Origin of the sequence: Verrucosispora sp. WMMA2121 (assembly GCF_027460185.1) — a bacterium.
GTDB lineage: Bacteria > Actinomycetota > Actinomycetes > Mycobacteriales > Micromonosporaceae > Micromonospora > Micromonospora palythoicola.
In genome coordinates this window covers 3,554,873-3,574,459 of sequence record NZ_JAPZBH010000006.1, presented here as the reverse complement: position 1 = coordinate 3,574,459, position 19,587 = coordinate 3,554,873, and the positions used below count along the sequence as shown (strand labels likewise).

Here is a 19,587-nt window from a genome sequence, read left to right as displayed (position 1 = left end):
CGGCCGGATCGTCGTCGGCAGCGCCGGTGCCGGATCGTCGCCGGTTCATCGAGGTCGTCGGTGTCGCGCCGGGCTCGCCGGTTCACTGGATGTCGACCTCGATCCGGGGCGCGTTGAGCAGCGTGTTGTGCACCGTGCAGTGGCTAGCCACGGCACGCAACGCGGGCCACTTCTCCGGTGGCAGGTCGGTCGGCGGTCGTACGGTGATCTGGATGGCGGCGACCCGGGCCGGTCGGTCGGTGGCCATCTCGAACGACGCGGTCACCGCCAGACCGGCCCGATCGTGCCCGTGCCGGCTCAGGTAGCGCCCGGCGTAGAACGCGACGCAGGCGGCGAGCGAGGCGGCGAAAAGCTCCGTGGGGCTCGGTGCGGTGTCGGCACCACCCGCGTCGGCCGGCTGATCGGTGAGCAGCCGGTGCTCGCGGACCCGGATCTCGTACGCTTCTCCGGCTCGAAACCGCACGTCGATCGGGTCCAGGCCGACCCTGCCGTCCGTGGTTGTCATGGCTCCTCCTCGGGACGTCGTCCCTCCCATCCCATCCCGAGAAGGCGTGACCCGGCAGGGCCGTTCGACCCGGCGTCACCCCGCCGGTGGACAGCAGGCCGACCGGACCGGCACGGTGCCGCCGGGTCAGGCGTTGCCCCACTGGCCACGGTGGATGACCGTGCTGGCGGCGCGGCGACGCGCGGCGACAGCGGGGTTCTGCGGTGGCAGGTCGTCGGCGCGGTAACCGACACAGATGCCGCCGATCGGCGCGTACTCGTCGGGGATGCCGAACTCGGCCTTGAAGGCGGCCGTGTGCGCGGGAACGTCGACCTCGGGCGTGAAGTACTCACCGGTGACCGGCATGATGCCGAAGAAGCAGGCGTCAAGTCCCTCGTCGACGGCCGTGAGCAGCATCATCAGCGCAGCCATGCCGGTGTCGATGTACCAGTAGGGTGCCGGCCAGCGGGCCTCCGACCGGTCGCTCCAGCCCTTGTCGGCCTCGGCGTACCGGGCCAGGTAGGCCGCCTTGTGCGCGAGTGGTACGACGACCAGCGGCGCGTTCTGCATCGTGGGGGTCTGCGCGACCCGGGTCGGCACGAAGGGCCAGAATCTGGCCCGGTCGCCCGGATCGGTGAGGGCGAGGAAGGCCCAGCCCTGCGAAAAGCCGGCGGACGGTGCCCGCAACGCGCTGGCCAGGATCGTCTCGATGACCTCGGGGCTGAGCGGCCGATCGGCGTAGTGCCGCACCATCCGACGGCGACGGATAACCTCTGCGAACTGCATGCGGGCGATCCTGCCACCCTTGCGCAGGCGCCGCCGCCGCTGGTGGTCCGGGTTCGGCCGCCCGTACGATCGGCTGGTGCGGGAGCTGCTGCGGTCGTGGTGGCACGAGCCCCGGCCCACGGGTCCGGCGCGCGGATGGCGGGACTGGTCACTGGTCGTCGTGTTCATGGCGACGGCGCTGCTGGAGGGTCTCGTCCGCGCGGACCTGCCGGCACCGAGGGTCGTGCCGGTCCTGATCGGCGTCGGTCTCGCCCCGGTGCTGCTCTGGCGACGGACCAGGCCGTTGCTCATGGCGGCGGTCGCCTTTCCGGTCTGCGCCGCCGGCGAGGTCGTGGTGGGCGGCGATCTCGGCCTGCACACGCTGGCCTTCCTGCTGATCCTGGTGTTCTCCCTGTCGCGGTGGGGCTCGGGACGCGAGGCGGTACTCGGAGCGGCCGTCGTCGCCGCGAAGATCACGCTGTCCGTGGCGGCCGATCACCTCGATCCGGGCGACGGCCTGGCCGGGGCCGGGGTGGTGTCGGCCGCGCTCGCGCTCGGGGCGGCGCTGCGGTACCGGGCCCGCGCCCGTCAACGCGAGTTCGAGCAGGTCAAGCTGCTGGAACGGGAGCGGCTGGCCCGCGATCTGCACGACACCGTCGCCCATCACGTGTCCGCGATGGCCGTGCGGGCCCAGGCCGGGCTGGCGGTGCTCGACACGCAACCGGAGGCTGCCGCCGACGCGCTACGGATCATCGAGGCCGAGGCGACCCGGGCGCTTGTCGAGATGCGCGCGATGGTGCGGGTGTTGCGTCGCGACGAGCCGGCCGACCGCACACCGGCTCCCCGCATCACCGACCTGGAACGGCTGGCCAGCCGCTCCGCGCACGGCCCGACGGTCGAGGTGGAGTTGTCCGGCGACCTCGACGGGTTGCCGGCGGCGGTGGCCACCGCGATCTACCGGCTGGCCCAGGAGTCCGTCACCAATGCCCGCCGACACGCCCGGCGCGCGACGCGCATCGTGGTGCGGGTCGCCCGCGACGCCGAGGTGGTGCGGCTGCGGGTGAGCGACGACGGAGAGGTGCCGAGCCCTCGCGGGTTCGGACCGACCGGCTTCGGGCTGATCGGCATGCGCGAGCGGGCCCATCTGCTCGGCGGTTCGGTCGACGCCGGACCGGACGTCGACCGCGGCTGGACGGTCACCGCGACGCTGCCGTGCACCGTGCCGGCGTGACGCGCCGCGCGCGAGCGCCCTCGGGCTGAGCCCGGCGTCAGCCGATCGGGTCAGCTCGGCCGGGACCCGGCCGTCACCTCGTCGCAGTCGACGGTCGGGTCCGGTGTCTCCCACTCGGCCGGTGGTGCGCTCGCCGCCGAGGTGGTGCCGGCGGCACCGCGAACGCCGGCGATCAGGTCGGCGGTGGTGTGGGCCCGGATGCCGAGCGGCGCGCTGTCGGTGAACCGCCCGACGACCGCTCGGACGTGCTGCTCGGCCGGGTGCGCGAGACCGTCGTACACGGCCGCGAACAGATCCCGGGCCGGCTGCCTGAGCCAGCCCGCCGGCAGCAGCTCCACCGGCAGCTGCGGGTCGAGGGTGGGAAAGCGACGGAAGGTGTCCATCACCTCGGTGCGTGCCCGCACCGCCGCGGCACCGTCCACCTGCCCGGCGCCGACCAGCGGCAACAACGATGTCCAACGGTCCAGGAACGCCGCGTACTGCCGGGTGATGGCGTCGATGTCCCAGGCCTCGATGGGCGCACGGTCGCTGGTCGACCCCAGCGCGTTCTGGTGACCGCGGAAGACCGTGACGGTGCCGAGGGTCAACTGTTCCAGCTGCGCCCGCGCCCGGGGCGTCAGCTCGTACGGCGAGATCCACAGGCCGTCGTACAGCGGCGCGTATCCGAGCCAGCGGAGCTGGCTGCGTAGCGCCCGGCGCTGGGTGCTGTGATCCTGGGGCAGCGAGAAGGCCACGATCGTCCAGCACCCGTCCCACGGCGCCGCGGTGGTGGTGGAGGTGAGGATCCAGTTGCCTCCGCTGGAGAGGTTGGCGGCGGCGGCGCGGCTGAGTCGGTACGAGCTGCGGCGTCCGTGGCGACTGCCTTCGAGCACACCACGGCGGGCCAGCCGGCTGATCGCGGTACGGGCGCCGGCGGTGGTCACCCCGGACTCGGTGAGCAGCGCGACGATGGCGGCGGACGGCAGCGCGGCACGGGTCCGCAGGGTGTAGTCCGCCAGCAGCGTCATGGCGAAACCCTGGGGCGAGTTGCCCACCTGCCGCCGGGGCATCCGCAGCGCGTTGCTCCCGTCGTCGGAATAGATCTCCTCGATGTGGAACGGGCTGTTCACGGGCGCTCCGGAGTCGACTCGGGGACGGGGTATCGACTGTAGATGGACGCCGATGCGCCGGTCCGGGAGCCATGGCACAGTTGATCGAGGTGCGTCGATTGACACTTCCTGGGCCCAGGAGAACAATATCTGCTACACGACGCCACTCGGAGCCGGGCAGGGCAAGCCAGACGTGGTGGACGAGCGGGGGACTTGGGCGCACCCGCGAGCAGACGCGGCGGGCACCCGTCACCGCCGCCGTCGCACCGACCGATCCCAGCCTGCATTCAGGCGTTCGAAGGAGTCGTCCGTGAAAATCAGAAGGAAACTACTGCTCGGCGTGGCCATGTCGCTGGTCGCGGCCGGCCTGGTGGTGCCCACGTTCAGCCCCGCGTACGCGGCCTCGCTGACCGAGGTGACCAGTTTCGGTGACAACCCCGGCCGGATGCGCATGCACATCTACGTGCCGGACAACCGCCCCGCCCGGCCGGCGACGGTGGTGGCCATGCACGGCTGCGGCGGATCCGGCCCCGGCTTCTACTCCGGAAGCGAGTTCGCCAGCCAGGCCGACCGGTACGGGTTCATCGTGATCTATCCCTCCGCAACCCAGCAGGCCGGGTTCGGCAACTGCTTCGACGTCTGGTCGGATGCCGCCAAGCGCCGCGGCGGGGGCAGCGACCCGGTCTCGATCATGTCGATGGTCCGGTACGCGCAGCAGCAGTACAGCGCCGACCCCGAACGGGTCTACGCGACGGGCAGTTCCTCCGGCGGCATGATGACCAACCACATGCTGGCCCTCTACCCCGACGTGTTCAAGGCCGGCGCCGCGTTCATGGGGGTGCCGTTCAACTGCTTCGCCAACGCGGCGGACTACCCGCCCGGCAGCAGCCAGTGCACCGGCGGCAACATGAACCGGACCCCGCAGCAGTGGGGTGACGCGGTGCGCCAGGCGTACCCCGGTTACTCCGGTCCGCGTCCCCGGGTGCAACTGTGGCACGGCACCAACGACACGCTGGTGCCGTTCTCACTGCTCCAGGAGGCCGTCGAGCAGTGGACCAACGTGTTCGGCCTGAGCCAGACGCCCACCTCCACCGACACTCCGCAGGCCAACTGGAACCGCCGCAGGTTCGCCGACAGCGGCGGCACCGTCCAGGTCGAGGCGTACAGCATCCAGGGCGCCGGGCACAGCCTGCCCTCCGGCGGCATGGCCGCGGCGGCCGTCCAGTTCTTCGGCCTGACCAACCCGAACCCGACCACCCCGCCGCCGAACCCCACCACGCCGCCGCCGAGCCCGACCACCCCGCCGCCCAACCCGACCACGCCGCCGCCGAGCCCGACCACCCCGCCGCCGGGTTCCGGTGCCTGCCGGGTGACCGTCGACGTCAACGCGTGGAACACCGGGCTCACCGAGAACATCACCATCACCAACACCGGCACCAGCGCGATCAACGGCTGGTCGCTGGTGTTCACCCTGCCCGGTGGGCAGACCATCACCGGCGGTTGGAACGCCACCTACTCCCCCAGCTCGGGGCAGGTGACGGCGCGCAACGTCTCGTACAACGCCAGCATCGCGCCCAACGGATCGCTGACGATCGGCTTCCAGGCCACCCACACCGGTAACACCGCCAGGCCCAGCTCGTTCACCCTCAACGGGGCGTCCTGCACGGTCGCCTGACACCGTCGGTGCTCCGGGGACGGTACGTTCGCGTACCGTCCCCGGAGCGCCCACGCCGACCCGGCGCGCCTACGGCTGGGCCCGGGCACCCTGGGCGAGCAGCCCGTCGACGAGGGCACGGAGGCCGTCGACATAGGTGTCGCGGGGGGCCAGCACCGCCCAGCGGTCACCCAGCGCGGCGAGGTGCGGCAGCTTCCCGGCGTCGATGCTGCCGAAGAACGCCCCTTGCCGGGTGACGGCGTCACCCTGCCCCCGGCGCGCGGTGTGCGACCGGACGAGAATCTCCCCGACGGTGTAGTACCAGATGGTGCGGAAGACGTACACGGCGTGCTCGGGAGTGCAGCCGTGGTCGACGGCGCCGGCCACCACCGCCTCGACCAGCCCCAGGGGCGAGGCGCCGAGCCGGGCGATGAATCCGTCGGTGGTGAGGACCTCGGCGGCCCACGGCCACGCCGCCAGCGCATCGTGGATCGTCGCCGCCGCGACGACGACGCGCTCCCGTGGTTCATCGGGCAGCCGAGGGCGGGAGACCTGCTCGCCGTACTCGTTGATCAGCAGAAGCAGCAGATCCTCTTTGTCGTGTACGTGGTGGTAGAGGGTGGTCGCTCCGACGCCGAGCTCGGCGGCCAGCTTGCGGATGGTGAGCCGCTCCCACCCGTCACGATCGATGAGGCCACGCGCGGCGGCCAGGATCTGGGCGCGAGAGGTCGTCGGCGGTCTGCCGGGCCTGGGGCGCGGCGCGTCGGCGGGGGGCACCGCCCCATCATGCCTCCTCGTCCACCGAGGTCCTCCGAGGTGACGCCGCCGCACCAGGCAGGCCGGACGCGGTGGACAGACTCCAGAAGTCGGCGTAGCGACCGCCACGACGCAGCAGTTCGTCGTGGCTGCCCTCCTCGACCACCCGCCCGTCGTCGAGGAAGACCACGCGGTCCGCGCGTCGGACGGTCCGCATCCGGTGCGCGACCATGATCACCGTCCGTCCCGGCATCAGTCGTTCGATGCCCTCGTGGACGGCCGCCTCGTTGACCGGATCGAGCGCCGAGGTCACCTCGTCGAGCAACACGATCGGTGCGTCCCGCAGCAGTGCCCGCGCGATCGAGACCCGCTGGCGCTCACCGCCGGACAGCGACGCGCCACCTTCGCCGACGTTCGCCGCCCAGCCTCCGGGCAGCCGCTCGACGACCTCGTCCAGTCGCGCGGCGGTCGCCGCGGCGCGCACCTCGTCCTCGCCGGCGTCGGGGCGACCGAGCCGGACGTTCTCCTCGATCGTGCCGTCGAAGAGGTAGACGTCCTGGAACACGATGGCGATCTGTGCCAGCAACACGCCCGGGTCGATCCGCCGCACGTCGACACCGCCCACCCGCACCGCTCCCGCCTCCACGTCGTAGAACCGGGCGATCAGCTGGAGCAGGGTGCTCTTGCCCGCGCCGGACGGACCGACGACGGCCATCCGCTGCCCCTGCGGCACCGACAGCGACACATTGTCGAACACGGCACGATCACCGTGGCGGAAGGTGACCGCGTCGAACTCCAGGTCGAACCGCCGCGGCCGGACCGGCTGGTCCGTTTCGGGAAGCGGTTCGGTGCGCAACACCTTGTCGAGCCGCGTCAGCTCGGCGCGGGCGATACGTAGCTTGCCGCCGATGTCCGACAGGGACAGCAGCGGGTCCGCAGCTCGGGCGGCGAGCACGAGAATGGACAGGACCTCCGCGGCTCCGAGGTCGCCACCGAGCGCGAGATAGGTCCCCAGCACCAGCACGGTGGTGAAGACCGCCTGCACGATGAGGGTCAGACCCACCGCGCCGGGCAGCACCGACATCGTCTGGCGGCGGGAGGCCCGCTCCACGCCCTGCAGCGCGTCGTCGAGCAGGCTGAACCGCTCGCCACTGCGGCCGCCGGCCCGCAGCACCGGCTGGGCCTGGAGGTACTCGATGACCCGGGCGCTGGCCTCGTGGTTGCGCGCGGCGTGGTCGGCGTCGTTGGCAGCCATCAACCGCGCGGTCCATCGCTGGGTCAGCACCACGAGCGGTGCCGCCACCAACGCGGCCAGCCCGAGTTGCCAGTTGAACACCGCGATCACGGCCACGATCGTCAGCGGTGTGACGCAGGCGGAGATGAACGGTCCGAGCAGGTGCGCCGACACGCCCATCGCCGTCAGCAGACCGCGGCTGGCCAGCCCGGACACCTCGCCCACCCGGGCGGCGTCGTACCAGCCGATGGGCAGCCGGGCCAGGTGTTCGCCGAGGCCGTGGTACATGCCCCGCAGCATCCTGGTCCCGACGCGCATGCCGGACAGGTCGCTGGTGTACCGCAGCACCGCGTAGACCGCGACGGCGACCGCGAACGCGATCAGCCACGGCCAGGCGTCCGAGGGGTCGTCCCCGAACAGCGCCCGTAGCACGGGTACCAGCAACGCGTAGAGCAGACCCTCCAGCACCGCGGTCACCGTCATCAGGGCGACCGTGCGACGCATCGGCGTGGCGTACTCGTCGCCGAGCACCCGCAACAGCAGAGTGATCATCGGGCCAGGTCCTCCTGCCGGGTCCGCCAGAACGCGGCGAACGTTCCATCCCGGGCGAGCAGGTCGGTCGGTCTGCCTCGCGCGGCGACCGCCCCGTCCTCGAGCAGCACGACCTGGTCGGCGTCGGCGATGGTCTCCAGGCGGTGGGCGATGACCAGGACGGTCCGGTCGCGCAGCGCCGCCAGCGTCTGGCGTACCGCCTGATCGGTCCTCGGGTCGGCGAAGGCGGTCGCCTCGTCCAGCACCAGCACTGGCGTGTCCGCGGCCAGGGCACGCGCGATGGCGATGCGTTGCGCCTCGCCGCCGGAGAGCGTGACGTCCTCGCCGAGCACGGTCTCGTAGCCGTTCGGCAACGCGAGGATGCGGTCGTGGATGTGCGCCAGCCGGGCGGCGCGAGTGATCTCCTCGGGAGACGCGTGCGGGACCGCCAGCGCGATGTTGTCCGCGACCGACGCGCGCAGCAGCCGGACGTCCTGGAGGACGAAGGAGACCCGGCGGTAGAGCTCCCTGGCGTCGAGGTCGCGCAGGTCGACGCCGCCGAGGCGCACCGAACCGTGCGTCGGGTCGAAGAACCGGGGCAGCAGTTGCCCGAGCGTGGACTTTCCGCTGCCGGACGGTCCGACCACCGCGGTGAGCGTGCCCGGCTCCAGCGTCAGGTCGATCCCGCGCAGCACCTCCGGGCCGTCGTCGTAGCTGAACCGGACGTCGCGCAGCTCCACCCGGTTGTCCTGCGGCGTGGCCGGGCGCGCGGGCTGCGGCAGCGCCTCCACCCCGAGCACCTCGCGGATGCGGCCGACCGCACGGCCGGCGGCCCGCATGTCGTCGAAGCCGTGGCCGAGGGCCGCGACCGGAGCGGTGAGCCCCAGCCCGAGCAGCAGGAAGGGCAGCAGGTCCACCGGCACCAGATCGCCGGAGGTGATCCGCATCGTGCCGCCGATCAGCACCACCAGCAGCACGAAGGGCGGCGACAGTGCCAGCTGCATGCCGGCGGCGACGGCGGAGACACCGCGTACCCAGCGGGTGAAGATGTCGACGAACTCGTCGGCGGCGGTGCGGAACCGGTGGTGCGCACGCTCGGCGCCGCCGAACGCCTTGACCACGGCGATGCCCTGCACGAACTCGACGACGGAGGTGGCGATCCGGCCCATCGCCGCGTCGAAGTCCCGCTGCTCCCGCGTACGGGCCGGGGTCATCAGCAGCGGCACGTGCGCGAGGGCCAGCAGCACGGGGATCAGGGTGATCAGTGTGAGTCGCCAGTCGACGGTGAGCAGGTAGGTGAGCGACACCGACGGCACGACGAAGGCGGAGACCAGTTCGCCGGGAGCATGGGCGATGAACGGGTGCACGGCGGCGACGTCGTCACCGACCACTCTCGCCAGTTCGCCGCTGCGTCGACGGGAGAGCCAGCCGATGGGTGCCTGCCCGAGGCTTCGGGCCAGTGCCCGGCGCAGCGAGAGCTGCACCCTGCCGTCGAGAACGTGACCGAGCCCTGACGAGGCACCCGTGAAGACCAGCCGGACGAACAGACCGGCCGCACCCAGGGTCACGGCGGTCCACACCCGGCCGGTGTCGACCGGGCCGGGCGACAACAGGGCGCGTCCCAGCTCGATCACCGCGAACAGCGGTGCCAGTCCGGCGACGGCGCCGACGACCTGCAGGACCACGACGACCGCGAAAGGCGGCACATGGGGGCCCAGCAGAGCCGCCGCGTCCACCGGTTGTGGTGCGGCGCAACGGTCAGCCGGCGAAGCCGTTGGGCGCGCTCCGTCCGCAATGGAATGAGCCACGCCCACCGCCCCCGTCCACATTTTCAAACATGTTCGGGAATTAATGTACCGCGAGGCCGCCCGCGCCGTGGTCCGGCTTCGTGGGGGACGCGTCCGGCCGCGGCGCGGCGTTGGCGCGCGGAACTCCGACACCCGCCCGCCGTCAGGGACGGGCAGCCCGATCGGCCGAATCCTCCTCGGGGCCGGCGAGCAGCCGGTCGGGCACGCGCATCCGCCACGCGTCGGTGATCAGCTCGTCCAGCCGCTCGACGGTGACCGCCGCCAGGCGCACCATCACCAGCGGCAGCCCGTCGTAGGCGGGTGTGGTGAAGAACAGCGACGGTTCGCCGAGCAGCAGCGCCTGCTTCTCGGCCTCGTCGCCGACGTACAACACGGCGATGTCGGTCCGGATGACGCGGGGCTTGCCCGGTCGGCGCTCGGGATAGGACCAGACGAAGCCCCGGTCCGCGACCCGGAAGTCGAAACCGTCACTGTCGATCTCCACGACGTGCGGTAGCGCCAGGGCGAACCGGCGGACGTCGGCGGCGTCAGCCATCGTCCACCCCTGAGATCACCGATCGCGGCATGCCGAGAGGTTAGCCGCCGGCCCCGACAGCGACGCCGCATCGGGGCCGACGGCCCACCCGGTTCTCGAACGCGGCGGGCCGTCGGTTCAGCGGACCGTCGACTCAGCGGGACAGGGCCCGCTCCAACTCCGCCTTCGACATCGACGAGCGGCCCTTGACGCCACGCTTCCTCGCCTCGTTGTACAGCTGTTCCTTGGTGCGCCCGCCGGCGCCGCGATGGGAACGCTTGCCGCCCCGATGGCCCGACGAGACATCGTCGATCGAGGATCGGCTCGCGGTCCGCGCCTCACCGGAGCGGGCCCGCTCCTTGTTGACCGTACGCGCCGCGATCTCCTCGGCCCGGTCGGTGGACACGCCGCGCTTCTTGGCGCTCGCCTTGATGTGTTCGTACTGCCGTTCTCTTTTCGGACTGGATCCCGCAGGCATGGAGTGCCTCCCTCCACCGACAGTGTTCAGTGGTCACGTGCCCCACCGTCGGCGACCGAAACACCGGCGCGCGAACCCGCCCCGCGACCGGGCGGCGGGGCGCACACGGCCCGCCCCGCCGCCGACGACGCCGGTGACTCAGGAGGTGAACTTGTCCAGCGCCAGCTCGATGGCGCCGCTGTCCGGCTGGGCGTACGCGCGCATGGTCTCCTTGTTGTAGGAGATGAAGCTCGGGCAGCGCACCGCCGGGGCGTTGACCCGCCCGCCCTCACCGATCTTCTCGCCGGTCCTGGCGGCGTAGAAGGTGAGCGTGTAGCGCGAGGAGACGTAGTCGACGGTGACCTGCTTGTCGTCGCGGTCCTTGTACTGGCACTTGCGGGGCGTACCCTCGCTGCCCTGCTCGAAGGTGAGGCAGCCGACGACGGAGACCGACGCCCACTCGGCGGTCTTGGCGTAGTACGGCTTGTCGAAGCCCACCGACTTGCTCAGCCAGGACTCCGGCCGCTCCGGTGAGTTGGCGAACGTGTAGACCTTGGTGCCCTTCGCCCCGGTGTAGGGCGCGGCGTTGAGGATCGGGCTGCCCTCGCACACGGCGGACATGTCGCTGGAGTTGCGGGCGGTCACCGCGTTGTTGTTGTCGGGCTGCTGCTCGGCGGGCGGAGCGATCGACGGCCCCTCGGTCGGGACACCGGGCGCCTCGCTCCGCTGCCCGGCGACCGGCTCCCCCTCGTCGTCGCCGGCCAGCACGAAGAACCCGATCACCCCGCCACAGGCGACGAGCACCGCCATCACGGCGGCACCGATGCCCAGACCGAGCCAGAGGCCCTTGTTCGAGGACTTCGTCGGCTGCGGCCCGTAGGACGGGGGCGGCGGCACCGGCGCCCCGTACGGCGAGGGGTAGCCGGCCGGGGCGACCGGCGAGCCCGCCGGGCCGACCGGAGAGCCGGGTGGTGTGCCCCAGGGGGCGGCGTTCGGATCCGGCTGTTGCCCACCGTACGGAGGGTGGCTGTCACTCATCTGATGCCCTTGTCGAAGTCGAGAGGTTACCTGGCCGATGATCAGGGTCAGGGTAGTGAGCAGCGCAAGTCCGGACGCCATCGACTCCCCGGCCATCCAGCTGACGGACCTCGTGCGTGGGTTGACCGGTGTGCCGACGTCGCGCGGCGGGTATCTGTCGGACACCGCAGAGGAGGACGAGATGACGACCGACCCGAGGTACACGCCGATCGCAATGACCGGGACCGGCAAGCTGGTCGACGACGACGGCGACACCGGCACCGAGTTGGTCGGCGCGGACGACGCGGCGGCCGACGCCGCACGAGCCGGCGCCGACATCGATCTGACCGCGGCGGACGGGGACACCGATCCGACTCCCGTCGGCGCCGCCGACGCCGAGGCGGACCGGCGACGCGCCGCCGGCGAGGACTGAGTCGGACCCCGCCCCACTGTGGCCCCGGGACGTGCCTCCGGGGCCACAGTTGATCGATCATTTCGATGTATCGAAATATTGCGTTCTGGTTTCGACCCGTCGTAGGCTGCTGTGGGAGCGCTCCCGGCCTCCTCGTCCACTGTCGCGGGAGTGCCGTACCACCACCACGACCAGAATGCGACGGTCCACCATGAAGCAACCTCCGCGCCGCCTGCGGCGCCTGCTGATCGCGTCCGGCGCCGTCGGCGCGTTGACCCTCGGCGCGTTGACGGTCCTGCCCACCGCCAACGCGATGGCCGCGACCGGCTGCTCCGTGACCTACACGACGAACAGCTGGTCCGGCGGGTTCACCGCGAGCGTCACCGTCACCAACCTCGGCGACCCGGTCAACGGCTGGACGCTCGGCTTCAGCTTCCCCGACAGCGGCCAACGGCTCACCCAGGGCTGGTCGGCCACCTGGAGCCAGAGCGGCAGCTCCGTCACCGCACAGAGCGCGAGCTGGAACGGTTCGCTCGGCACCGGAGCCAGCACCAACATCGGCTTCAACGGCAGCTTCACCGGCGCCAACCCGGCACCGAGCGCGTTCACGCTCAACGGCACCGTGTGCACGGGCTCGACCACGCCGACCACTCCCCCGCCGCCCACGACACCGCCGCCCACCACGCCCCCACCCACCACTCCCCCGCCAGTCGGTCAGACTCCGGTGGCCATCAACGGGCAGCTGCGGGTGTGCGGTGTCAACCTCTGCAACCAGTACGGCCGGCCGATCCAACTGCGCGGCATGAGCAGCCACGGCATCCAGTGGTTCGGCAACTGTTACAACAACGCCTCCCTCGACGCCCTCGCCACCGACTGGCGCGCCGACCTGTTCCGCATCGCCATGTACGTGCAGGAGCAGGGCTACGAGACCGACCCCGCAGGCTTCACCAACCGGGTCAACAACCTGGTCGAAGAGGCCACCCGGCGCGGCATGTACGCGATGATCGACTTCCACCTGCTCACCCCGGGTGACCCGATGTTCAACCTGGAGCGGGCCAAGTCCTTCTTCGCCGCCGTCTCCGCCCGGCACGCCGCGAAGAACAACGTGATCTACGAGATCGCCAACGAACCCAACGGGGTGAGCTGGTCGACCATCAAGAACTACGCCGACCAGGTGATCCCGGTGATCCGGGCCAACGACCCGGACGCGGTGGTCATCGTCGGCACCCGGGCCTGGTCCTCGCTGGGCGTCTCCGAGGGCGCCAGCCACACCGAGATCGTCAACAACCCGGTGAACGCCAGCAACGTCATGTACGCGTTCCACTTCTACGCCGCGTCGCACAAGGACAACTACCGCGCCGAGGTGGAGCGGGCCGCCGCCCGGCTGCCGCTGTTCGTCACGGAGTTCGGCACGGTCGACTACACCGGTGACGGGGGTGTCGACCTGACCAGCAGCACCCAGTGGCTCGACCTGCTCGACCGGCTGAAGATCGGCTACGCGAACTGGACCTTCTCCGACAAGGCCGAGGGCAGCGCCGCGTTGCGGCCGGGCACCTGCAACGGCAGCTCCTACACCGGCACCTCGATGCTCACCACCTCCGGGGCCTTCATGCGCGAGCGCATCCGCACCCCGGACAACTTCCCCACCAGCTGATCCGAGCGCACCACCACCACGCGGCCCCGGCGGTTGACCGCCGGGGCCGCACCAGGTGCGGGGACGGGCTCAGCTCTCGTCGGGCACCGGACCGATGAGCGAGTCGGCCGGCCCGGTGGAGCCCGCCCGGTACTCCTGCAGCGGCACCGCACCGGCCTTCCAGGCAGCCAGCACGGGCTCCACGATGCGCCAGCACTCCTCAGCGACGTCGGCGCGGACCGACAGGGTCGGATCACCTTCGAAGGCGCCGCGCAGCACCTCGCCGTACGCGGGCAGGTCGCCGGGGCCGAACGCCGCCGTCAGGTTCACCTGTTCCAGTTCGAAGGGATTCCCCGGACCGTTGATGTTGAGATCCAGGCCGAGCCGGTCCGGTCCGAAGCCGATCCGGAGCCGGTCCGGCCGGTCGTAGCCGGTCAGGCCGTCGGGTACCCGGGTCGGCTGCTTGAAGGTGATGATCGCCTCCTTGCGCACCGCGTCCATCGCCTTGCCCGAGCGCAGCCGGAACGGCACTCCCGCCCAGCGCCAGGTGTCCACCGTGACCGCCAGCTCCGCGAGCGTCTCGGTGCCCCGCGCCGGGTCGACGCCGGGCTCCTCGGCGTAGTTCGGCAGTCGCCGACCGTCGATCTCCCCAGCGGTGTACCGCCCCCGCCGGCTGGCGGCCACCGGATCGTCACGCCACAGCCGGGTGGCCCGCAGCACCTGCGCCTTGCGTCCCCGCACCTCCTCGGACCGCAGGGTCGGCGGCGGGTCCATGGCCAGCAGGGCCAGCACCTGGAGCAGGTGGGACTGCACCATGTCCACCAACGCGCCGGCGCCGTCGTAGTAGCCCGCCCGTCCTTCCAGGCCGAGGGTCTCGTCGAAGACGATGTCCACGCAGGCCACGTGTGCGGAGTTGAGCACCGGCTCGAAGATGCGGTTGGCGAAGCGCAGGCCGAGCAGGTTGAGCACCGTGGACTTGCCGAGGAAGTGGTCGATCCGGTGGACCTGGTTCTCCGGCACCAGGGTGGCCAGCAGTTCGTTGAGCGAGCGGGCCGAGATCCGATCGACGCCGAAGGGCTTCTCCAGCATCAGCCGGGTGCCGGGTGGCACCCCGATCCGGGCCAGCGCGGCGGCCGACCGGGCGGTCACCAGCGGCGGCAGCGCGAAGAAGATCACCAACGGCCCGGTGCAGCAGCTCAGCAGCGACCGCAGGTCCTCCTCGCGCGTCACGTCGGCGGGCAGGTAGCGCGACTCGCGGATCACCTCCGACTCCAGCGGCCCCACCGCGCCGACGGCGCCGAAGGAGTCGGTCACCCGGCGCCGCCAGCGCTCGTCGTCCCAGCCGTCCATGCCGCTGCCGATCAGCCGCAACCCGGGCACGGCGCCGGTGGCCAGCAGCCGGCCCAGGCCGGGCAGCAGCAGGCGCCCGGTCAGGTCACCGCTGGCGCCGAGCACCAGCAGTGTCTGCCGGACGCCGGAGGCGGCGGTCGCTGCGGGGACAACAGCTGCGGAGGCGCTCGATGCCGGTGTCGTCATGCCACCACCATGCCCTGTCCCGGCGATCGGCAAGCACCGGACCCCGGGGACTCGCCGGCCGTTCGCCCACCGCACCCGGGTCCGTGCGGATCGTCACCCCCGTGGCGCCGGAGTTCCCACGGTCGTGGTCTCGGGCGGGCGAGCCGATCTTCGTGTGGCAGTCTGGTCACCGTCGGCCGGGACGAGGCCGGCGACGTGCCCGATCCTGCGAGGAGACGATCGATCCGATGGCTGCGGACGTCACCAGCACCGACGAGTGGCAGGCCCTGCGCAAGCACGCCGACGAGATCCGCGGGACCCACCTGCGGGACCTGTTCGCCACCGATCACGACCGGGGCCGACGGTTGACCGTCGAGGTGGCCGACCTCTACGTCGACTACAGCAAGAACCTGGTCACCGACGAGACGCTGCGCCTGCTGACCGCGCTGGCCGAGCGGGTCGGGCTGACCGATCGGATCGCCGCGATGTTCGCCGGGGCCCACATCAACGGCACCGAGGATCGCGCGGTGCTGCACACCGCGCTGCGCCTGCCGTCGGACGCCGCCCTCACCGTGGACGGGCAGGACGTGGCGGCGGACGTCCACGCGGTACGGCGCCGGATGGCCGAGTTCGCCGAGAAGGTGCGCTCCGGTCAGTGGCGCGGGCACACCGGCGAGCGGATCCGCACCGTGGTCAACATCGGCATCGGTGGCTCCGACCTGGGGCCGGTGATGGCGTACGAGGCGTTGAAGGCGTACCGCGACGCCGGTCTGAGTTGCCGGTTCGTGTCGAACATCGACCCCACCGACATCCACGACACGGTCGCCGACCTGGACCCGGCGAGCACGTTGTTCGTGGTGGTGTCGAAGACCTTCTCCACCCAGGAGACCCTGGCCAACGCCGAGCAGGCCCGGCACTGGCTGCTGACCGGCCTCGACGCCGACGCCGACGCGGTCGCCCGGCACTTCGTCGCGGTCAGCACCAACGCCCAGCGGGTGTCGGACTTCGGCATCGACCCGGCCAACATGTTCGGCTTCTGGGACTGGGTGGGTGGTCGGTACTCGCTGCCCTCGGCGGTGGGTCTGTCGGTGATGCTGTCGATCGGGCCGGCCGGCTTCGACGAGATGCTGGCCGGCTACCACGCCGTGGACGAGCACTTCCGCACCGCACCGCCGAGCGCCAACGCGCCGGTGCTGCTCGGCCTGCTGAACGTCTGGTACACCAACTTCCTGGGCGCGCAGACCCACGCGGTGCTGCCGTACTCGCAGTACCTGCACCGGTTCCCCGCCTACCTGCAACAGCTCACCATGGAGAGCAACGGCAAGTCGGTACGCACCGACGGTCGCCAGGTGTCGTACGACACCGGGGAGATCTTCTGGGGCGAGCCCGGCACCAACGGTCAGCACGCCTTCTACCAGCTGCTGCACCAGGGCACCCGGCTGGTGCCGGCGGACTTCATCGGGTTCAGCGAGCCCAACCACGACATCGGTGACATGCACGACCTGTTCATGTCGAACTTCTTCGCCCAGACCGCGGCGCTGGCCTTCGGCCGGACCGCCGAGCAGGTGGCGGCCGAGGGTACCGCCGCCGACCTCGTGCCCCACAAGGTGATGGCCGGCAACCACCCGACCACGTCGATCGTGGCCGACCGGCTCACTCCGGCCACGCTCGGCCAACTGGTCGCCCTCTACGAGCACATCGTGTTCACCGAGGGTGCGATCTGGGACATCAACCCGTTCGACCAGTGGGGTGTCGAGCTGGGCAAGGTGATGGCCAACCAGCTCGCCCCGCTGCTCACCGGCGAGGCGCCCGACCTGACCGAACTGGATTCGTCCACCGCCGCCCTGATCTCCCGCTACCGCGCCCAGCGCAACCGCCCCTGACCGGACGGCATACGTGCGCCCGCGGCGGCCACTGCCACGGGCTCACGGGGGGCGTGGTCCGGTGAGGGGACGTTCCTCTTCCGATCTCGCGCTTCGAAACAGCTTGGACTCCGCTGGCGCGCGTCGGGCACAGTCAGAGCGTGACGAACTCCATCACCGTACGCCACCGCTCCATGGATGAGATCGTGGCAGGGCTGCCCGTCGTGCGGCGCTCCCCGCGGATCATCGGCACCCTGGCACTGGCCGTGCGCCGGCCGGCCGTCGACGTCCGGGAGGTGCTGCCCCAGGCCGAACTGGACACCACCGTCGGGCTGGTCGGCGACAGCTGGAGCCAACGGCCCAGCTCACGAACGACCGACCGGTCACCGCACCCCGACATGCAGCTGAACGTCATCAACTCCCGTTTCGTCGAGCTGATCGCCGGCCCCGATCGGGACGCCTGGGCGCTTGCCGGGGACCAGCTCTACGTCGACCTGGACCTGAGCGTCGACGCCCTGCCAGCCGGTACCCGCCTGGCGATCGGCGACCGGGCCGTCATCGAGGTGACCGACCAGCCGCACAACGGCTGTGCCAAGTTCGCTGCCCGGTTCGGGCGGGATGCCCACAAGATCGTCTGGAGCGAGGAGGGCCAGCAACTGCGCCTTCGCGGCCTCAACGCCCGGGTGGTCGTCGGTGCGACGATCAAGGAAGGCGACACCGTACGCCAGCTGCCCGCCGACCCCGCTCCGCCGGCCACCCGGCTGCCGTGACCGGTCCCCGCGGGGTGGTGTCGAACGGCGTAGCCGTTCGTGGGGTTGCGCCAGCGCGCCGCGTGAGCCGTGCCAGCTCCGACCGTTGAGCAGGCAGTCACCCGTGCCCACCGGGAGGAGTGGGCGCGGGTGGTCGCCAGCCTCGCCCGCCGCTTCGGTGACCTCGATGTCGCCGAGGAGGCGACGGCCGAGGCGTTCGCAGCGGCCGTGGAGCGGTGGCCGCGCGACGGCGTACCACCCAGTCCCGGCGGTTGGCTCGCCACCACCGCGACCCGCAAGGCGATCGATCGACTCCGGCGGGACTCGCAGCGCGACGCCAAGCACCGGGCGGCCCGGATCGCGTACGACGACACCCCGGCCGAGCCGACCGGCCCGATCGGGGACGACCGGCTCAGGCTGGTCTTCACCTGCTGCCACCCGGCGCTGGCGATGCAGGCCCGGGTGGCGCTCACCCTGCGCCTGCTCGGCGGCCTCACCGTCGGCGAGATCGCCCGCGCCTTCCTGGTGCAGGAGACCGCGATGGCCCGACGGATCACCCGCGCCAAGGCGAAGATCAAGGCGGCGGGCATTCCGTACCGGGTGCCCTCGGCCGACGACATCCACGAGCGGCTCGCCGGTGTGCTCGCCGTCGTCTACCTCGTCTTCAACGAGGGCTATCTGGCCAGCGAGGGAGACGAGGCGGTGCGCGTCGACCTCAGCGACGAGGCGATCCGCCTGGGCCGTCTGCTGCGGACCCTTCTCCCGGACGACGGCGAGGTGACCGGCCTGCTCGCGCTGATGCTGCTCGTCGACGCCCGGCGGCCGGCGCGCGTGTCCGCCACCGGGGAACTGGTGACCCTCGACGAGCAGGACCGCAGCGCTTGGGACCGCGCCCGGATCGCCGAGGGCAACGCGCTGCTCGGCGAACGGATCAAGGTGATAACGGCCGGCGGTGACGCACCCGGGCGCTACCAGGTGCAGGCGGCGATCAACGCGGTCCACGCGAACGCGCCCGCCAGCCGCGACACCGACTGGTCCACCCTCGTGGCGCTCTACGACAGCCTGGTGCAGCTCGATCCCTCGCCGGTCGTGTGGCTCAACCGGGCCGTCGCGGTCGCCGAGGTCGCCGGCCCCGAGGTCGGCCTCGCCGAGACCGACCCGCTCGGCGAGGCCCTCGATGGCTACCATGCCTTCCACGCCGCCCGCGCCGACCTGCTGCGACGGCTCGGACGCCACGCCGACTCACGGGCGGCGTACGACCGGGCCATCGGTCTCGCCGGCAACCCCGCCGAACAGGCCTACCTGACCCGCCGCCGTGACCAGCTCGCCGGCTGACCCGTGAAAAAATCGTCCGGCACCTTGTCGGATGGGCGGCGGGTCGCTCGTAGATCAGGTGAGAGCGGCCCGAGGGGCCGCCGGGACAAGGGAGCTATGCGATGGCGCGGTACCTGATCTCGTTCAACGACGGCGCGATGGACCACATCCCCGACGAGGACTGGCCCGACGTGGGCAGGGCGGCGCACGCGGTGACCCAGGAGGCCGTGGACGCCGGGGTGTTCGTGTTCGGCGCCGGACTACAGCGGCAGCGGGCCAGCGTCGTGGGCACGGACGGGCTGGTCACCGACGGCCCGTACCCGGAGACCAAGGAGGTCATCGGCGGTTTCGTGGTCGTCGACGTGGCCACCCGCGAGGAGGCGCTGGCATGGGCCGCCAAGATCGCCGTCGCCTGCCGCTGCGCACAGGAGGTCCGGGAGCTGATGGCGGACCCCGAAACCGACGAGATGCTCCGCCAGGCCGGCCGACCAGGCTGACCTTTCGCCGTTCGGTTGGCTTTCGGTCCGTTCTGGCCCAATGGGTCACTGCGGGTGCCCGGGCTC

The 19,587-nt window shown here is 71.5% G+C and carries 18 protein-coding genes; 8 read left to right on the top strand and 10 right to left on the bottom strand.

Translation table 11 applies throughout. The annotated features are described in order from the left end of the window. Positions 1-82 precede the first annotated feature (82 nt). Together O7605_RS25010 and O7605_RS25005 are read right to left on the bottom strand one after the other, a co-directional pair. Positions 83-505 (bottom strand): OsmC family protein, encoded by a 423-nt coding sequence (locus tag O7605_RS25010; protein WP_269741425.1) that lies wholly within the window; start codon positions 503-505, stop codon positions 83-85. A gap of 126 nt (positions 506-631) precedes the next feature. Next, positions 632-1,270 (bottom strand): nitroreductase family protein, encoded by a 639-nt coding sequence (locus tag O7605_RS25005; RefSeq protein WP_269741424.1) that lies wholly within the window; start codon positions 1,268-1,270, stop codon positions 632-634. A 76-nt stretch (positions 1,271-1,346) separates the two neighbouring features. On the opposite strand from O7605_RS25005, the gene O7605_RS25000 reads away from it, so the two are divergent. Then, positions 1,347-2,480: a sensor histidine kinase gene (locus tag O7605_RS25000; protein ID WP_269741423.1), complete on the top strand. Its 1,134-nt coding sequence runs from the start codon at positions 1,347-1,349 to the stop codon at positions 2,478-2,480. Positions 2,481-2,530: 50 nt separating this feature from the next. Here the strand turns inward: O7605_RS25000 and O7605_RS24995 are convergent, their stop codons facing one another. After that, complete coding sequence (locus O7605_RS24995) at positions 2,531-3,589, bottom strand: PaaX family transcriptional regulator (RefSeq protein WP_269741422.1); 1,059 nt, start codon at positions 3,587-3,589, stop codon at positions 2,531-2,533. Between the two features lie 289 nt (positions 3,590-3,878). Here O7605_RS24995 and O7605_RS24990 point away from each other — a divergent pair, with 289 nt between their 5' ends. Further along, positions 3,879-5,243, top strand: coding sequence for an extracellular catalytic domain type 1 short-chain-length polyhydroxyalkanoate depolymerase (locus tag O7605_RS24990; protein WP_269741421.1), 1,365 nt, complete (start codon positions 3,879-3,881; stop codon positions 5,241-5,243). A gap of 69 nt (positions 5,244-5,312) precedes the next feature. Here O7605_RS24990 and O7605_RS24985 read toward each other — a convergent pair whose 3' ends face one another. The 6 genes from O7605_RS24985 to O7605_RS24960 form a co-directional block, all read right to left on the bottom strand. Beyond that, positions 5,313-5,999, bottom strand: a complete 687-nt coding sequence (locus O7605_RS24985; RefSeq protein WP_269741420.1) for a TetR/AcrR family transcriptional regulator — start codon at positions 5,997-5,999, stop codon at positions 5,313-5,315. Positions 6,000-6,006: 7 nt separating this feature from the next. Then, positions 6,007-7,764, bottom strand: coding sequence for an ABC transporter ATP-binding protein (locus tag O7605_RS24980; protein ID WP_269741419.1), 1,758 nt, complete (start codon positions 7,762-7,764; stop codon positions 6,007-6,009). Then, positions 7,761-9,428 carry an ABC transporter ATP-binding protein gene (locus O7605_RS24975; protein WP_269741418.1) on the bottom strand — a complete coding sequence of 556 codons (1,668 nt, stop codon included), beginning with the start codon at positions 9,426-9,428 and terminating at the stop codon, positions 7,761-7,763. Before O7605_RS24975 ends, O7605_RS24980 begins: the two co-directional genes overlap by 4 nt. 265 nt (positions 9,429-9,693) lie before the next feature. Beyond that, on the bottom strand, positions 9,694-10,086 hold the full coding sequence (locus tag O7605_RS24970; protein ID WP_269741417.1) for an MmcQ/YjbR family DNA-binding protein: 393 nt from the start codon (positions 10,084-10,086) through the stop codon (positions 9,694-9,696). A gap of 133 nt (positions 10,087-10,219) precedes the next feature. Continuing rightward, positions 10,220-10,543 carry a plasmid stabilization protein gene (locus O7605_RS24965; RefSeq protein ID WP_269741416.1) on the bottom strand — a complete coding sequence of 108 codons (324 nt, stop codon included), beginning with the start codon at positions 10,541-10,543 and terminating at the stop codon, positions 10,220-10,222. Between the two features lie 138 nt (positions 10,544-10,681). Continuing rightward, on the bottom strand, positions 10,682-11,560 hold the full coding sequence (locus tag O7605_RS24960) for a hypothetical protein (protein ID WP_269741415.1): 879 nt from the start codon (positions 11,558-11,560) through the stop codon (positions 10,682-10,684). 55 nt (positions 11,561-11,615) lie between these two features. On the opposite strand from O7605_RS24960, the gene O7605_RS24955 reads away from it, so the two are divergent. Beyond that, a complete protein-coding gene (locus O7605_RS24955) occupies positions 11,616-11,972 on the top strand; it encodes a hypothetical protein (RefSeq protein WP_269741414.1) in 357 nt (118 codons plus the stop codon). A 190-nt stretch (positions 11,973-12,162) separates the two neighbouring features. Then, positions 12,163-13,605, top strand: a complete 1,443-nt coding sequence (locus O7605_RS24950; protein ID WP_269741413.1) for a cellulase family glycosylhydrolase — start codon at positions 12,163-12,165, stop codon at positions 13,603-13,605. Positions 13,606-13,674: 69 nt separating this feature from the next. Here the strand turns inward: O7605_RS24950 and O7605_RS24945 are convergent, their stop codons facing one another. Further along, on the bottom strand, positions 13,675-15,120 hold the full coding sequence (locus tag O7605_RS24945) for a glucose-6-phosphate dehydrogenase (RefSeq protein WP_269741412.1): 1,446 nt from the start codon (positions 15,118-15,120) through the stop codon (positions 13,675-13,677). 227 nt (positions 15,121-15,347) lie between these two features. On the opposite strand from O7605_RS24945, the gene pgi reads away from it, so the two are divergent. The 4 genes from pgi (at position 15,348) to O7605_RS24925 (ending at position 19,521) form a co-directional block, all read left to right on the top strand. After that, a complete protein-coding gene (gene pgi, locus O7605_RS24940; protein WP_269741411.1) occupies positions 15,348-16,982 on the top strand; it encodes a glucose-6-phosphate isomerase in 1,635 nt (544 codons plus the stop codon). Between the two features lie 140 nt (positions 16,983-17,122). After that, positions 17,123-17,731 carry an MOSC domain-containing protein gene (locus O7605_RS24935; RefSeq protein ID WP_269741410.1) on the top strand — a complete coding sequence of 203 codons (609 nt, stop codon included), beginning with the start codon at positions 17,123-17,125 and terminating at the stop codon, positions 17,729-17,731. A gap of 129 nt (positions 17,732-17,860) precedes the next feature. Next, positions 17,861-19,045, top strand: a complete 1,185-nt coding sequence (locus O7605_RS24930; protein WP_269741409.1) for an RNA polymerase sigma factor — start codon at positions 17,861-17,863, stop codon at positions 19,043-19,045. Between the two features lie 101 nt (positions 19,046-19,146). Then, positions 19,147-19,521, top strand: a complete 375-nt coding sequence (locus tag O7605_RS24925) for a YciI family protein (protein WP_269741408.1) — start codon at positions 19,147-19,149, stop codon at positions 19,519-19,521. The last annotated feature ends 66 nt before the right edge of the window (positions 19,522-19,587 follow it).

Bases quoted from the DNA above. Each gene is read 5' to 3' on its own strand.
- pgi (WP_269741411.1), top strand. From the start codon at position 15,348: ATGGCTGCGGACGTCACCAGCACCGACGAGTGGCAGGCCCTGCGCAAG.
- O7605_RS24960 (WP_269741415.1), bottom strand. From the start codon at position 11,560: ATGAGTGACAGCCACCCTCCGTACGGTGGGCAACAGCCGGATCCGAAC.
- O7605_RS24970 (WP_269741417.1), bottom strand. From the start codon at position 10,086: ATGGCTGACGCCGCCGACGTCCGCCGGTTCGCCCTGGCGCTACCGCAC.
- O7605_RS24945 (WP_269741412.1), bottom strand. From the start codon at position 15,120: ATGACGACACCGGCATCGAGCGCCTCCGCAGCTGTTGTCCCCGCAGCG.
- O7605_RS24925 (WP_269741408.1), top strand. From the start codon at position 19,147: ATGGCGCGGTACCTGATCTCGTTCAACGACGGCGCGATGGACCACATC.
- O7605_RS24980 (WP_269741419.1), bottom strand. From the start codon at position 7,764: ATGATCACTCTGCTGTTGCGGGTGCTCGGCGACGAGTACGCCACGCCG.
- O7605_RS24965 (WP_269741416.1), bottom strand. From the start codon at position 10,543: ATGCCTGCGGGATCCAGTCCGAAAAGAGAACGGCAGTACGAACACATC.
- O7605_RS25010 (WP_269741425.1), bottom strand. From the start codon at position 505: ATGACAACCACGGACGGCAGGGTCGGCCTGGACCCGATCGACGTGCGG.
- O7605_RS25005 (WP_269741424.1), bottom strand. From the start codon at position 1,270: ATGCAGTTCGCAGAGGTTATCCGTCGCCGTCGGATGGTGCGGCACTAC.
- O7605_RS24950 (WP_269741413.1), top strand. From the start codon at position 12,163: ATGAAGCAACCTCCGCGCCGCCTGCGGCGCCTGCTGATCGCGTCCGGC.